This is a genomic window from Motilimonas cestriensis (assembly GCF_021295315.1).
In the GTDB taxonomy this organism is placed as follows: domain Bacteria; phylum Pseudomonadota; class Gammaproteobacteria; order Enterobacterales; family CBDFNC01; genus Motilimonas; species Motilimonas cestriensis.
In genome coordinates, this window is sequence record NZ_JAIMJA010000035.1 from 1 (window position 1) to 13,028 (window position 13,028).

General features: G+C 46.5%; 27 protein-coding genes. 8 read left to right on the forward strand and 19 right to left on the reverse strand.

Features of this window, described 5'->3' with window-relative positions; genetic code table 11:
- From K6Y31_RS20540 to K6Y31_RS20565, 6 genes are all read right to left on the reverse strand, one after another.
- The coding region (locus K6Y31_RS20540) for a tyrosine-type recombinase/integrase (RefSeq protein ID WP_233054906.1) at positions 1-855 on the reverse strand (855 nt) is incomplete at its 3' end.
- Positions 837-1,034, reverse strand: a complete 198-nt coding sequence (locus tag K6Y31_RS20545) for a hypothetical protein (protein ID WP_233054907.1) — start codon at positions 1,032-1,034, stop codon at positions 837-839. The genes K6Y31_RS20545 and K6Y31_RS20540, both read right to left, overlap by 19 nt.
- A gap of 15 nt (positions 1,035-1,049) precedes the next feature.
- Positions 1,050-1,211, reverse strand: a complete 162-nt coding sequence (locus K6Y31_RS20550; RefSeq protein WP_233054908.1) for a hypothetical protein — start codon at positions 1,209-1,211, stop codon at positions 1,050-1,052.
- A gap of 2 nt (positions 1,212-1,213) precedes the next feature.
- Positions 1,214-1,600: a hypothetical protein gene (locus K6Y31_RS20555; RefSeq protein ID WP_233054910.1), complete on the reverse strand. Its 387-nt coding sequence runs from the start codon at positions 1,598-1,600 to the stop codon at positions 1,214-1,216.
- Positions 1,600-2,025, reverse strand: coding sequence for a hypothetical protein (locus tag K6Y31_RS20560; RefSeq protein WP_233054911.1), 426 nt, complete (start codon positions 2,023-2,025; stop codon positions 1,600-1,602). The genes K6Y31_RS20555 and K6Y31_RS20560 overlap by 1 nt, the downstream gene beginning before the upstream one ends.
- A complete protein-coding gene (locus tag K6Y31_RS20565; RefSeq protein WP_233054912.1) occupies positions 2,022-2,249 on the reverse strand; it encodes a helix-turn-helix domain-containing protein in 228 nt (75 codons plus the stop codon). The genes K6Y31_RS20560 and K6Y31_RS20565 overlap by 4 nt, the downstream gene beginning before the upstream one ends.
- A 139-nt stretch (positions 2,250-2,388) precedes the next feature.
- On the opposite strand from K6Y31_RS20565, the gene K6Y31_RS20570 reads away from it, so the two are divergent.
- The 5 genes from K6Y31_RS20570 (at position 2,389) to K6Y31_RS20590 (ending at position 5,219) form a co-directional block, all read left to right on the forward strand.
- Positions 2,389-3,042 (forward strand): XRE family transcriptional regulator, encoded by a 654-nt coding sequence (locus tag K6Y31_RS20570; RefSeq protein ID WP_233054913.1) that lies wholly within the window; start codon positions 2,389-2,391, stop codon positions 3,040-3,042.
- 93 nt (positions 3,043-3,135) lie between these two features.
- The gene (locus K6Y31_RS20575; RefSeq protein ID WP_233054914.1) at positions 3,136-3,399 is read left to right on the forward strand and encodes a hypothetical protein; all 264 of its coding nucleotides are present in this window, start codon (positions 3,136-3,138) and stop codon (positions 3,397-3,399) included.
- Positions 3,393-3,752 (forward strand): hypothetical protein, encoded by a 360-nt coding sequence (locus K6Y31_RS20580; RefSeq protein ID WP_233054915.1) that lies wholly within the window; start codon positions 3,393-3,395, stop codon positions 3,750-3,752. Before K6Y31_RS20575 ends, K6Y31_RS20580 begins: the two co-directional genes overlap by 7 nt.
- Positions 3,749-4,351 carry a hypothetical protein gene (locus tag K6Y31_RS20585; RefSeq protein WP_233054916.1) on the forward strand — a complete coding sequence of 201 codons (603 nt, stop codon included), beginning with the start codon at positions 3,749-3,751 and terminating at the stop codon, positions 4,349-4,351. The genes K6Y31_RS20580 and K6Y31_RS20585 overlap by 4 nt, the downstream gene beginning before the upstream one ends.
- Positions 4,352-4,361: 10 nt before the next feature.
- Complete coding sequence (locus tag K6Y31_RS20590; RefSeq protein ID WP_233054917.1) at positions 4,362-5,219, forward strand: hypothetical protein; 858 nt, start codon at positions 4,362-4,364, stop codon at positions 5,217-5,219.
- On the opposite strand, the gene K6Y31_RS20595 is transcribed toward K6Y31_RS20590, so the two are convergent.
- Complete coding sequence (locus tag K6Y31_RS20595) at positions 5,216-5,626, reverse strand: hypothetical protein (protein WP_233054918.1); 411 nt, start codon at positions 5,624-5,626, stop codon at positions 5,216-5,218. The two genes, K6Y31_RS20590 and K6Y31_RS20595, sit on opposite strands and share 4 nt — an antisense overlap.
- Positions 5,627-5,690: 64 nt before the next feature.
- Positions 5,691-5,978 carry a hypothetical protein gene (locus tag K6Y31_RS20600; protein ID WP_233054920.1) on the reverse strand — a complete coding sequence of 96 codons (288 nt, stop codon included), beginning with the start codon at positions 5,976-5,978 and terminating at the stop codon, positions 5,691-5,693.
- A gap of 199 nt (positions 5,979-6,177) precedes the next feature.
- Here K6Y31_RS20600 and K6Y31_RS20605 point away from each other — a divergent pair, with 199 nt between their 5' ends.
- On the forward strand, positions 6,178-6,747 hold the full coding sequence (locus tag K6Y31_RS20605) for an AAA family ATPase (RefSeq protein ID WP_233054921.1): 570 nt from the start codon (positions 6,178-6,180) through the stop codon (positions 6,745-6,747).
- Complete coding sequence (locus K6Y31_RS20610; protein WP_233054922.1) at positions 6,744-7,118, forward strand: hypothetical protein; 375 nt, start codon at positions 6,744-6,746, stop codon at positions 7,116-7,118. The genes K6Y31_RS20605 and K6Y31_RS20610 overlap by 4 nt, the downstream gene beginning before the upstream one ends.
- A 227-nt stretch (positions 7,119-7,345) precedes the next feature.
- Here the strand turns inward: K6Y31_RS20610 and K6Y31_RS20615 are convergent, their stop codons facing one another.
- The gene (locus K6Y31_RS20615; protein WP_233054923.1) at positions 7,346-7,540 is read right to left on the reverse strand and encodes a hypothetical protein; all 195 of its coding nucleotides are present in this window, start codon (positions 7,538-7,540) and stop codon (positions 7,346-7,348) included.
- Positions 7,541-7,691: 151 nt separating this feature from the next.
- Between K6Y31_RS20615 and K6Y31_RS20620 the strand changes: the two genes are divergently transcribed.
- A complete protein-coding gene (locus K6Y31_RS20620; protein WP_233054924.1) occupies positions 7,692-8,018 on the forward strand; it encodes a helix-turn-helix transcriptional regulator in 327 nt (108 codons plus the stop codon).
- Here the strand turns inward: K6Y31_RS20620 and K6Y31_RS20625 are convergent.
- From K6Y31_RS20625 to K6Y31_RS20670, 10 genes are all read right to left on the reverse strand, one after another.
- A complete protein-coding gene (locus K6Y31_RS20625; protein WP_233054925.1) occupies positions 8,013-8,333 on the reverse strand; it encodes a recombinase family protein in 321 nt (106 codons plus the stop codon). The two genes, K6Y31_RS20620 and K6Y31_RS20625, sit on opposite strands and share 6 nt — an antisense overlap.
- A 279-nt stretch (positions 8,334-8,612) precedes the next feature.
- Positions 8,613-8,843 carry a hypothetical protein gene (locus K6Y31_RS20630; protein ID WP_233054926.1) on the reverse strand — a complete coding sequence of 77 codons (231 nt, stop codon included), beginning with the start codon at positions 8,841-8,843 and terminating at the stop codon, positions 8,613-8,615.
- Positions 8,844-9,264: 421 nt separating this feature from the next.
- Complete coding sequence (locus K6Y31_RS20635; protein WP_233054927.1) at positions 9,265-9,429, reverse strand: hypothetical protein; 165 nt, start codon at positions 9,427-9,429, stop codon at positions 9,265-9,267.
- On the reverse strand, positions 9,429-9,632 hold the full coding sequence (locus tag K6Y31_RS20640) for a hypothetical protein (RefSeq protein ID WP_233054929.1): 204 nt from the start codon (positions 9,630-9,632) through the stop codon (positions 9,429-9,431). The genes K6Y31_RS20635 and K6Y31_RS20640 overlap by 1 nt, the downstream gene beginning before the upstream one ends.
- 2 nt (positions 9,633-9,634) lie before the next feature.
- On the reverse strand, positions 9,635-9,865 hold the full coding sequence (locus tag K6Y31_RS20645) for a hypothetical protein (protein ID WP_233054930.1): 231 nt from the start codon (positions 9,863-9,865) through the stop codon (positions 9,635-9,637).
- 3 nt (positions 9,866-9,868) lie between these two features.
- A complete protein-coding gene (locus tag K6Y31_RS20650) occupies positions 9,869-10,162 on the reverse strand; it encodes a hypothetical protein (RefSeq protein ID WP_233054931.1) in 294 nt (97 codons plus the stop codon).
- Between the two features lie 65 nt (positions 10,163-10,227).
- Positions 10,228-10,452, reverse strand: coding sequence for a hypothetical protein (locus K6Y31_RS20655; protein ID WP_233054932.1), 225 nt, complete (start codon positions 10,450-10,452; stop codon positions 10,228-10,230).
- 2 nt (positions 10,453-10,454) lie between these two features.
- Positions 10,455-11,201, reverse strand: coding sequence for a tyrosine-type recombinase/integrase (locus K6Y31_RS20660; RefSeq protein ID WP_233054933.1), 747 nt, complete (start codon positions 11,199-11,201; stop codon positions 10,455-10,457).
- A gap of 122 nt (positions 11,202-11,323) precedes the next feature.
- Entirely contained in the window at positions 11,324-11,569 is a 246-nt protein-coding gene (locus K6Y31_RS20665) for a hypothetical protein (protein ID WP_233054934.1), read from the reverse strand.
- A gap of 597 nt (positions 11,570-12,166) precedes the next feature.
- A complete protein-coding gene (locus K6Y31_RS20670) occupies positions 12,167-12,892 on the reverse strand; it encodes a hypothetical protein (protein ID WP_233054935.1) in 726 nt (241 codons plus the stop codon).
- Between the last annotated feature and the right edge of the window lie 136 nt (positions 12,893-13,028).

The following is a 13,028-nucleotide window of genomic DNA, read 5'->3' on the forward strand; positions in this document are numbered from 1 at the left end:
TTGCAATAACTCGATGGCGTGATCGGTTAATGGCAGTGATAACGCCGTGGCCGTTTTGGTGATCGAGGCGGGCAAATGAACTTGTGCATGATGCCAGTCAATGTATGACCAACGTAATTGCCGGGTTTCACCAATGCGGGTGCCGTGCATCAACATAAATAGGGCTAAGGTTCGCGCGGGCTCACACTCTCTCTCTATTTGTTGTTTGATTAAATGAGTTTGACCAAAGCGGATCGCCGCCTCTTTTGCTGGGATTTTAGCGTCGATAAAATCGCTAAAGGTCATTGATGCCAGCGGATCATAAGCCAAGCGCTTTTGCTTATGGGCCAACTTAAACACGCGCTTAAGCAGGGCAAAATGCTGGCGCACCGTGCCAAGCTTATATTGTGACTGTAGCGGCCAGATCAGCGCCGTTTCAATCACTTCATGAGTTAATCCAATTAATTTAATTAATTGCAATCTAGGTATTAAATGCTTGCTCAAACTGCACTTAACATTGATGCGGCGGTTAGCGCTTAGGCTGCTATCGGTGGCGGCGCGCTCTTGATACCACGCCAACAACTCACCGACCGTTTGCCAGTCGTCACAGTTAACCGACTCGGCGGCGGCATGGTTAGCCAGCAAAGTGGGCAACTTAGCGATCACGGCTTTGGCGGTTAGGCTCGGCCACACGCCCAGCTTGAGCCACTTGGTTTTATTGCCTTGGTTTAGCACTAAATACCAACTGGCCTTAGTGCGGCAGGTGCGCACCCGCAAACGCAGCGGGTAACGCGGATCAGCCAACTCAGTAACGCCCTGATCGGCTAACGCCTTAGTGATTGCGCTGTCTGATAATCTCAGGGTTTGCGATGGCATACACACACCTTTTGCACTTTTTTTGTGGATAAGTTAGGTGCTGGCGGTGCAGAAAATCGACCTAGATTTTTACCGGGAGGAAAGTATTTTTTACCTTTGTAGGCCAACTGAAAAAGCGTTAAGCCAGCGTATTTTCCGCGCCATTCTCGATAAAATTCCTCAACCATTTCTTTGTTCATTTATTTTATCTCCATTCAATCAAAGCTATATTCGCGCTCGATTTCGGCCAACTCTTGCGCTTCTTCTTGTGCGCGGCGGCGGGCTGTAAACTCGGGATCAGGCTTGCCACTAGCCGAACGCTGGCGATTAGGTGTTAGGGCGGGAAACTGTCTAAAAAAATGGTCTTTATCACACATAATTAACCTCGATTAATGGCATTGCGAACATGGGCGCGGGCTAACGCTAAATCGCGCTCATAAGTGGCAAGGGATATATTCATTTTGTGAGCTTTGTCGATTCGTTTAGCGTCAAGGGGCAGCGATGGAATGCGCCACGCGCCATACTCCACGCGCACCACGTCAACGGCGCGGGGCTTAGTGGGTACAAGCTGACAAAGGGCCGTTTCAATGCGCAGCTCTACGCAGTCGATCACGGGCTGCTTGCCACCACTGCCAAAATTCATTTGGCCTTTGTTTTCCATCATCACGCCCGTTAACGAGCGATAACCCGCTACTAAATGGCCGTGATGCACCCAACGCGCCCACATTTCAAAAGCTTGGTCTAAGCGGCGGCGGGCAACGTCCATTACGCCGCCTTGGCTGCGCGCTTTTGCTGCCGTAACAGGCACTCGCTTTGCGCATGTAACGAACTCAAAACATAACTTGGGGCAGTGGCACAAAGAGCGGCGGGCAGCACCCACAAATCACCACGTTTTATTTTCACCTCGTCGTACACGCGACTTAATGCGGGCTGGTAAACATGCAGCACATGACCACCACGGACGCGTATTTCCTCCATTTCCGCTTCACTTTGCGGCCCGATCACCACATCCAAGCAACTGGTTTTAAAATGCGCCGCTCGGCGCAAGTGCATTTGAATCAAGCGCAAGCGCTCAGGCGCGCCATGATGCGTTAAATTAAGGGTTTGCGCGCGCGAGCCAAATGCCTTGCTTAACTCTGCGGCGACATCTTCAACTTTCGGGCTTAACCCGCCAACAATCGCAATAATCATGATCTGGCCTTACTCATTTGCTGATTTAAAAAATCGGTGCGCCACACATCAAAGTTGATCGCGCCGTCTGACTTAATCTTTAATAACTCTTGGCTTTTCAGCGATGGGAAACGGCTAAACGTGGCCCATTGCTGAACCGTATTGACGCTCACGCCCAAATAACGTGCGGCTTTAGTGTTCCCCCGCTTACCAAAACAACTGATTAGCCATTGTTCAAAATTCATTCTTGATCGCCTTACCTCTATTTGTGGTAATTTTAACATTTAACACCAGTTTATAAAATAGGTACGCACTAGAAAAAACCTCATATTGTGGTAATATCGCGCTATATTGATAAAACGTATCGACAATGGCGTTTAACGAATGAACCAAGAAAACATAGAAAAACTAGCGACTAACAAAGAAACTGGCGCACGAATAAAAAAATGCCGCATCAGAAAAGGGCTAACTCAAGACGAACTAGGCAAAATGGTAGGAGTAGATCAGCGGCGGGTTCACGCATGGGAAACCGGTAATAGAGGCATTCATAGCTCTATACTCAATCGCATTGCTGCAAACTTAGGTACAACGGGGGAATACCTTGCCACATTTACAGATCACGAAGGCAGCAAAGGCAACGAGTGGCGTTACATTATTGCCAACAGCGCACTAGAAAAACTCAGGCACGCACAAAGCGATTTACTTGCTTTTAATGTTGATTCACTGGGACAGCGCAACATTAATGAAAGCTGTATCGCATTACTAAAATCGCAAGATGACGCGCTACACAAAACGATAGCTAAAAACGACTTAGTATTAATCGACAAGTCTAAAAGCGAGGTGGTTAAGCCAGCTATTTTCGCCATTGCCACCGATAGTGGTGAGATATGGTTACGTTGGATGCGACCAGAAATAAACGGCGATGTGACCATCTATTGTGATGAGAAAGAACATTTCCCTGACTCTACGCTAACTAAAGAACAGTTAAAAAAACTGGATATTGTCGGACAAGTGATCGGGCACTGGCACTGGAATTAAACAAGAACGCGGGATAACTGCGTTTTTTTACGCCTTTATATACCCTCTTATGTGGTATTTTTGACAAATAACACCATCAGGACTCATCGAATAATGAACAACAAACTAACCATTCGAAGCTCAATCAAAGAAGTACACACACAAGCCGTCAGGCAAAACCAGCACACCTTTGCCAAAACCGTGGCAATCCGCGCCATGGCCGCGCAGATCAGCGAAATGTGCCACCCGGATGAAATCGAGCACAACGCCCACGCCATTCTTGAGCTAAACGAATCAATCAGCCACCTGATCGAAGAAGTGCGAAACGAACAAAACCAACTGGCTGAAATCATCAGCATTTGGGGTGACAAATGTTAGCCACCGACTACGCCAGTTTATTTAGCGCCGAGCAAAAGCGCGTGTTAAACGATACCGCCCACGGCCAAAGCACCGCCAAGATCGCGCAAAATATTAACGCGACACAAGCCGATGTGCGCAGCATTCAACTTGATATACAAGCGCGACTTGATGCCAAAAATACCGCGCACATGATCCACCGCGCTTGGCAAGTGGGGTTACTAGGCACAAAAGCCCTTTGTTTATTGCTGGCAGCACTGACACTACAACCGCAAGACAACGCGATCAGAACCGCGCGCACCGCCAGAACGCGCACCCCATCATCATTAGTACGCCTTAAGTCGGGCGCAGTCGGTAGGAATCTAAACGCATGAGCCAAAACAGCGCCAATTTAATCAATCAAACTTCAGGCGAATTTGAATACTACACCCCCCCACTATGGCCTAACTTGGCGCGCGAACTGATGGGCCAAATTGATTTAGACCCCGCCAGCAATGAGATCGCCAATAAAACGATTCAAGCCACGGCTATTTTTACCCAACAAACTGACGGCCTTAGCCAAAACTGGTTTGGTAACGTCTGGATGAATCACCCGTTTCACCGGGGCGAACAACCCTGCCCCAAAAACCGTGACAAGTGCAAAAAAAAGGCATGTGTTAAGCGTGGCTATCACATCGACGAGCCGATCCCGTCTAATGAAGATTGGATAAATAAAATCGTGTCCGAGTATCAAAACGGCTACATCAAACAAGCCGTGATGATCTGTTTTTGCTCCAGCTCAGAAACATGGTTTAAACCGCTTTTGCAATATCCGCAATTATTCCCTAATGGCCGTGTGCATTACCACAAAGCCGATGGCAGCAAAGCCGACAATTGCACCAAAGGCAGCGTGATCACTTACCTTGGCCCCGACCTAGACGGATTTATAAAAATATTTGGCCCCCACGGCACCATCAAAATAGAAGTAAACTAACGAGGCAAGCATGAACACTGAAACACTAGACACTGAAAACCCTTTAGAGCAATACGCACCAGAAGAACTACTTAGCGAATTTATAAATAAATTTAACACCATGGCCGATGAAAAAGACGGCCAGCAAACCTTGCTTTTTCTTAACACCGAAAAGCTGATTGAAAGCGAAACCCGAAACGCACAATTACAAGCCCAGCTTGATGAGGCCAACCAAAAACTAACAGCTCAACGCGACTTATTAAAAATCAGTGAAAGCAACTCAATCAAAGCCATGGCCCTAAAAGCACAGCTTGACACCGCGAACGACACGATCCAGCAACAACGAAAGCTATTGAATGACTACAAAGGCGGCAATGACCCCGTAAAACTGAAAAAACGCTTAGAAGAACAAAAAGAGAAAAACAAAGGGCTAATCGCCAGAAACGATCTGTTAGTTAGAGATAATCGAGAATTAAGAAAAGAGCGCGACAACGCATTAAGCGAGCGCAACATTGCAGTTAATAAAGTGCATGAAACCAGCGTGGAAAGCATAGCCGAATCATTACCCGGCATTTATCACAAAGGCAACGACCACATTTTAATCATGCCAAACATGCTCACAATGGCTGATAGTGAGGGTGAACTGTTTGGCGGGCGGGCGCTGATTTACATGCACCAAAGCGGCTGCGCACGTTTAATGACATACAACCCCGACACGCAACAATCACACATTTGTAAATCACCGCGCGGCGGGCTTAAACCAAGCAAAGAAACCATCGAGTTTGCGCAAAACTGGTTATATAAAGTCAATGAACTACAAAACGGCGAAATAACCGCAACAGACCTTAGACCCGCCGACTTTAACCCAAAAATAAAAGCCCCTGCCTAAGCCATAAACGCCAGCACGGGGATCACGTCTTGCGGCGCGCGCCCCGTCAATATCAAAAACTTGCGCCACACATCATACGGCACTTTTTTAGCCCCGCTTTTAAACTCACGCACCCGCCGATCACTCGACAACCCCAGCAAAACAGACAGCTTTTTATCTGTGTTGTACTCACTAAAATGGCTTTGAAAATGGCGAAAATACGCCGCCACAATATCAGCATCAGGCGCTTGCCAGCCTTGCCCCTGCATAAGCAAGTGCGCACGGGAATAATCCGCCTCATTGAGATCGGTTAATCCTGGCAACACGGGCGCGTTCAAATTGGCATTTAGTTGTTCAATGGCCGCTTGCGTGGCTCTTTCATGGATCACGCGCAACTGTTCGCGCATATTTGGCATTGGCACTTTCATATTTTAAACCCTTATCACTTAATGATAACTATCGGATGATAAGGGGGCCGAAGCCCCCTTTTAATTACATCGGTGACAGTTCGATTTGGCGAACGTCTGAAACTCGGATATTAACCAAGCTCAATGTACCTGTAGCAAGCGGCTCCCACACGCCCCGAGAATGTAAATCCTCGAAGCAGTAATAAAGGTATCGTGGGTGCATCAGGTCGGTGTTAATCACCTTGATGCCGATATGTTCTTTATTGAACGTTGTTGAAGGCTTGCCACAAGTTTTTAAAGAGCCTCTACGCACCAACCAGAAATCAGCATCTTGAAGATTTGTAGCTATGGTCGCAATGTCGGAAAGTTTCATTCGTTTCTCCAAGAGCATCAACTAGCCCTCTCGAAACGAGCGGCTTTCTGTGTGCCCCCGTTGAAAGAGATAATAGGCGCTTTGCGCCTAACTATCAAGCTTTATTTTGATTAATCGAATTAATTAATATAATCAAATTAATTTGACTAATCGGAATAATTAAATTAATTTAAATGCAACTAACTAACGAGGTAGCAACATGAAAATTGTCAGTATATGGAATGAAAAAGGCGGCGTAGGTAAATCCACTATTAGCTTCAACTTAGCGGGCGCAGCGGCGGCGCGAGGCTTAAAAGCGCTGCTAGTCGATGACGATCCACAAGGCTCATGTGCATGGCTTGTCAGTGATGGGTTTTGTCAGTTTGACGTATCAAAAGGCTGGCCAAAAGAAAAACCCGATGCTGATGTGGTGTTCGTGGATATGACACCCAGCACCACCGACGAGCCACACGGCGTGGTCGTGCTACCGTACCAACCCACGCGCTTAGCTTATGGCGTCGTGCCAAAGCATTTGCCCAAACTAAAAAAACTAGGCCGCCGCGTGGTGCAAGTGATCAGCATGGCCGACATGCGCAAAACCGAACACCGCGATTTTGTCCGCGCAAAAATGAAAGAAGATAGCAGCATCAAGCTAGTGCCCAATCGGGCCATTTTCGAGCGCACCGCCGGATTAGGCCGAACCGTATTTGATCCAGAACTAAAAGGCATGTACGGGCTAAAAGATGCGCAAAAAGACATTAACAAACTATTAGACGAGGTACTGAAATGAGCACTGGCCCAAGCTGGATAACCAAAGCCGAAAACAACACCGAAGGAAACGAAGTAGGCCAAGCCGCCGAAATCGACAACAAAAAGCCACGCGGCAAGCCGGGGCGTAAAAAGTCGATAGTGGATCGTAAAGTGGTGGGCCTTAACTTTAGTGACGCCAAAAGCAATGAGCTGAATCAATTGGAAATGCGGCTTAAGCTGGAAGGCCTAGAGCTAACACGCGGGCGCAGTGAAGCGGCTGAACTAGCTATTTATTTACTCAACGAAATATTCAAAGGCAGCATGAACGATGGCGTTAAAACCATGGCGTTAGCACTATTAAACGAGGAATGCGGCGCAGAAGATAGGAGCGCAGAAGAAAACGAGAATTAAATCATTTTAATTAATTCAATTAATCTGACTAATTGAATTATTTTAATTGAGTGTGACGGCTTCTGACCCCGCCACACTCGACACAATAACAACTAACGAGGTAATCACTATGTCACATGAACAATATACTAAAATCGCGCGTATGCGTCTATCTGAGCTTGCTAGCGCGCCACTTGAGCTGCTGCAAGCCTTCTTTGTGTTAAAGCCGCACTACGCGAACGCACATTTTATGCAGCTGATAATAGCGGGCAGGGCGAAGGGCTAGCAGCCAACAAGCCTTGTATTTGCCCCATTAACTCTAACGTTAGTTCATTTGCGGGTATTAACTGCGCGCTGCAATCATCCCCCGAATGCAGCGCATCGGCTGAAAGCTGTAAAATAGCGATGACTTGATTGAGTTTTTTCATTACTTCACAATCCATTTTTTGTACTTCCTTGGCAATTAATATCAAAACTAAGTAATTATTCTATCAGTCAATCTACTGATAAAAATCAATGTGTAAATAGCGACAGACAAAACAGTCCTATACTTAACTAAAATAGGGCAAAACAGTCCTACGGGGGCCAGTCTTTATGCTACCAAAAACAATACAAGCGCTAATAAACCGCCGCAAAGTGGCGGGATACAGCCAAGAGCAAGCCGCCGACATGGCCGGATTATCATTAAAAACTTATCAAAGAATTGAGAACGGAACGGCAGACATCCGGCTGCAAAATTACACATCACTAATTAGGGGACTAAAAATAACAGATCTAGATATTGTGCTAGATACACTCGATGTAGACACTACAACGCCGTGGGACGTGGCGGCGGCGGCGCGAACGCTACCGCCGGAAGCGCGCGCGGCGCTATTGACGATCATCATGGTGCTTTATCGCAGCCATGAGCCACGCTTATAACTGATATTTAGCCGCCATCTTGGCAACGTCGCGGATCAAGTCTCGCACTAGCGCGCCTGAATCCGCGTCAATCCTCACCCCTTCATGCACCGACACAAACGCCACACCGCGACTATTTAGCGTTTTTAGTGTGCGGCTTATCTCGTCAGGGCCACTAAATACATCTAAGCGCCAGACCGCCAAGGTGTCGCCGAAATGACACTTATCTAGCACATCATCCAGTGAGCAACTAAAACATTCACCCACATTGATAGCTTCAAGCTGGGCAGCTTGTAGCGCTTTATCAGGCTGAGGCCCAATCCAACCAATTAACATACAACCCCTTTGTGACACGTCACAAGCCATTAATTTTTTATATCTTGCCTCACTTTGTATAAAAAATCTCAACAGGGTTTCAAATTTGAAAAAAACGGGGCTATTTAACATAAATAAGCAAAAGCGCATAAGCGAAAATGCACTCACGCAAATTGGCGGGCTTAAGCGGTGTTTTTGATAGTCGGGAATAGAAAAAGGCGGGGGTTTTGCGTGTTAGTGTTTTGTTAAAATGTTAACGGATAAGCTAGGGGCGGTTTTTACTGCGAAACCGCCAAAACCCTATTTATTGAGCTTGGCGGCAATGCAGCGCTTAACATCAGCCTTGGTTAATGGCTTAATCACGCGCTGGCCGCGTTCGCCCGATCTCACTACATCGCAGCACTTAAGCTGGCCCGCAAGATCATACGTCACCACATTGGCACCGGGCGACCAGTAAAAATACTCATCACCAAATTGCCACGCGTCGCGGCCATCCATTTTCCCCAAGTATTCAAGATCGGATTGTTTCATTGTGTCACCTCGGCTTATACTGCTGGCAAGTGGATTGGGAGTGCCTGATCGGCGTAGTGGCGGTGGGGAGTACCCCGCCGCGCTAAGCTTCACCCAAGCCTGTTATTTACACATTTCGCAACGGCCCCTAGACGCCGATTTTTTCAAGAGTGACAATATTAAGCTTAATTTTTTTTATAGTTTTGCTGAGATCAGAACGACGATTTACTAAATCTTTGAGCAGTTTTTTATTAAAAGCCAATTCACTAACGGGAAATTGGCCGTGGTCGTGGAAGAACTTTGTATTGTCAAACTCACAGCCGTAACAATCCCAAGCTTGAGAATCGTTAACATGCCCTGTTTTTGAACTATTTAGCTCTAACGAGCAATGCGGACAGAAGTATTTCATTTCAATTTTACACCCCGATTTTCCAATGTGGATTTACTTAGTTTGATCCACAAATCTAAAGCCATTTTCTTTGACTTTACATCCAACTTTTAACCAGCTACTACCTGATGAAAGCAAGATGCCATTGTCTTTCCCATAAAAGACCGCCCAAGCGCCATAGAGACTACTTTCGCCAATGTAAGGGTATTTACTACTCATTACTTCACCTCAACATCAAGTGAAAATTTATTTTGTGCAATCGAGATAGCATCACTAATTTTAAATAATTGATCAGATATATAAACTTTCTGCTCAGGCGTAAAATCTTTTGTTGCCATAAGCTCCATCATCACATTGCCATGTACAACCGCGATATTCGTTACAGCTTCATTTGCATTATCAATCATTTCACTAATGTGCATTGTTAGTCCTCATCAACAAATTGGGTTGCGTCTTGCGTTGCTACAAGCTGAACCTGTATCAGCTCGCCTTTATCGTTCTTTATGGTGCCTAACCAAGCGCGCTCGGTTTGATAGCTGGAATCTAAGTTTTCGGCCATGCCCTTAACATGGCTCGAAAATGTTTTAGACTCGGCGGCTATCTGGTTCAAAACCATTTCAAAATCGTAATCTTGATTTACCAAATTAACCGCCATCAACTAGCCCCCAAACACTGATTCAGCATGAATTTCAAAACGGGTTTTAAACTCGTAGAAACTGCCCTCTAACACGCTTAGCTCTAAGGCATCCGTGCTGGCTTTTGCGCGCCAATTTTTAAAATTCTCAGCACCAGACTTATAGCGAGCTTTAATGTCGTTTAAGTAGCCTTGAGCCAACGAATGCGATGCACACACTTTTGTTATCCGCGTGTCTAAGTTTCCATTGGTGTTTTTTGACGTTTCTGTGATAACGAAAACTTTATTTTCTTGGCTTACTTGTTGATTAGATTGCATATTGTTCACCGTTTCAATTTACTTGTTAGCGGCCTTTCCCCTAACCTCTGAAACGAATGATAGTCTCACTGTGAGACTATTGCAAGCCTTTTTTGTATCACTGTGAGACTTTTTGTTTTACTTAATAAATCGAATAGCTCGCACTGGTTAGACACCAACACGCTAACAGGCTGTGAGCCGTTGGCGTACTTAAATGCGTTAGCTCTTGAGATACCTAGAACAATGGCGGCTTGGTCTTTCGATAGCCCGTATTTATCACACCACTGTTTAAATTCGTCTGCTGTCATCATCTTTACTCTTTATTAGTTGGCAGTTCTACGCCGCTCCAAATACTGTTAAGCGCGGTCTTTATTTGCTTAACATCGGCATCAATGTATTCAAGCGTCATATCAGCGCTTTCATGTCCCAAAATATCTTGTATTAGCTCCAAGTCGTAGCCCTTGCGATATAGCCAAGTGGCCAGCGTTCGGCGTCCTGAGTGGCTAGAGCCGCCATGTAAACCCGCGCTTTTAAACAAGTTGCGGATCAGGTTTTCTAAACTGCTACAAACTAACGTGCTGCGCTCGTTGCCGTCTTTGTCTTTGTATCGCTTTTCGTTAAATGCCAGCGTTCGCCAGCTTTTTCCGCGCTTAGACAAGATAAGCGGCGAATCAGGCTTTAAACCGCCGAATTCAGCCGCGCCGCTTGTCATCGCACCTTCTTCAAGCCTTTGAGTTATCCAATCGCTAACGGCCTGTTTATGGCCGCGAGCAACGATATAGCCGACCCTTGGCTTACTGGTCTTTGTTGTTGTTCCTCGGATCGTAAACGAGTCTTTGATTTGGCCGCTTTCGTGTATCACATCAGCAACCGTGAGCTGCGCCACCTCGTTAACCCTCAAGCCCGAACCAAACAAAAACCAGACTACACACAAAGTTCGGTTTCCTGTTTTGCCCCTAGATGCAGCCCATAGCAAGTGCTTGAGCTGCTTTTTTGATTCAACCACCGCTGCTTTTTTCTTGCCAGCAAACAGCCGTGTTATTGCTCTTTTCCTTGCCAACTTAAAACCCTCTAAACGGCCTTATTCCAATATATATGTATTTGATGATATTTGAAAGCTGAAAGGGCTTAAATGCTAGTGATATTGGAATCGTGGAAACGGGGCCATGCCCCGCCACCGGGCTAGGCTTGGGGTTTAACGAGGGATTTTATATTTTCAATGTTTCGATTATGGCGGTGGGCGCAGTGGTCGCCAATGGCAATGGCTAAAATCCAACACGCCACGGGCACAAACACGGTGGCAAGGCCCACAAAGGCGATCAGCGTCAGGATTAAGCCCCCGGCTAAGCTGGTATAAAACAGGCCAATGGGGCCAAGGCAAATAGTGAGCACAAGACTCACTAAGCGGGATTTGGGGTTTAGGTTCATGCGGGTAACTCCATTTGATTTGATGCACTGATCTAACGCTGAAATCAACACAAAATCAAGGCTAAAGGGTTAGCGCGGGATCTTTCACATTCACGTCCCTGCTAAGCTGCTTTTTAGCTCCGCTAACAGTTAATTGACTGCCTACGCTGTCGCATGACAAGTAGCACTACCCGAGTGCGCCAAATCAGCCCCCTAGCGTAGCTAGGAAATGGGCTGGCATTTATGCTTTTGCTGTTCGATGGGCCATAGCGCAGCTATGAAATGCCCATTTCATTTTTGCTTAATAATAAGTTCTTTTTTTATTAATGGGGATCAAGGGGCCCTGTTAATAAAATAAATGGTATCTCCCCGAAGGGTGAAACTACCACTCCCACTTCCGGCTCCTTTTATCAACTCTCATTTAATAAGAGATACACACAAACTTAAGCACAAGATGATCGGGTGCGCGAAAAAGGCGCGATAAGATCGCCGCAATGGCGCTGTAAGGGGGGGATAAAGCAAGGCTGATAATAGGGTTATGAGGACAAAAACAGGGTTTAAAATGAAGCAGGTACGCGAAAGCGCCCGAAACAGATCGGGGAATAATAGAAAGGGGGGTTAATGGGCGAGGGGGATCACTTCTGGCACTTCCCACCACGAATCGAACTCTCCTTGGGCGCTGCCCGTTTGGTAGTTCTCCAGCGTGATGGCCTCAGCGCGTTTCTGGCGCGCCACTTTGCTAGCATAGGTGGGCCAGTGGTTTGACAGGCCCGTGTCGTTAAGACGGGCTAGGGCAAGATTGCGCTGGTTATCGATCCAGCCCTTTTTAAACCCCAGCTCAGTGAAAAACTTCAAGGTGAACCATTTATAGCCCGCCACACCACGGATCACGCCCTCGCTATTGCGTAGCGACATGGCTTGGCTCGTGAGATAGCCCGCACGAACCAGCTTGTCTATGTAGCGAAACCACGTTGATTCAGCTATCTGCTCGCCGTAAATTTTATTATAACGGTGGCGCATGGCGGTGTGTTTAACGGGATCGAGTTCATCAGGTTTAGCGACGCCGACGCGAAAGGTAGACCAATCAACATACGTCACAATGGTACGCAAGACTTGGATCATGCGCACCCTGACGCGCTTTTGTGAGTCGCGCTGGCGACAATCAACGTCGTTAAGTGATTTTAAAAGAAAGGGTTTAGCTTCGTAACCGCCCAATTTATCAATGGTGTGGCGGCTGGGCTCGGGGATCTTCTTTTTGCCGAGTCCGTCTAAAATAGTGTTAACCGCTGCGGAATAAGGCGTTTTTTTGCCTGTGCGATTATTTTTTTTGTGGTTTACGTCCATTTATTTTGCTCATCTATCATCAATGAGTTGCAAAATCGAGTAATTTTCGTAAACTAACTATTGTCTAGTTAGAAGCTTGGTGGCTACTTACGAAAGACTCTGCAAAGCCCGTATTAGCGTACGGGCTTTGCGCCTT